Here is a 240-nt window from a genome sequence, read left to right on the forward strand (position 1 = left end):
GGTTAAATATTATCGGGGATTAAATGAATACACGACTGCCCAAAATGTGGTCGATCTGGGACTCAAGAATTTTCCACAGTTCGCAGAAAACTATCAGACCTATCAAACGATCTTAACCTTTATTCGCAACCGCGATCGGGCTACTTTACAACAATTAGTTATGAACTACCGTCCCAATGGTACTGAAATGGATACCGTCATGAGGACCATTCAAAAGAACTACTTAGGGATCAGGAACGC

General features: G+C 41.7%; 1 pseudogene. It reads left to right on the forward strand.

Features of this window, described 5'->3' with window-relative positions:
• Positions 1-240, forward strand: a pseudogene (locus tag FC65_RS11990) (ISL3 family transposase); the annotation flags it as partial.

Origin of the sequence: Ligilactobacillus acidipiscis DSM 15836, assembly GCF_001435755.1 — a bacterium.
In the GTDB taxonomy this organism is placed as follows: Bacteria; Bacillota; Bacilli; order Lactobacillales; family Lactobacillaceae; genus Ligilactobacillus; species Ligilactobacillus acidipiscis.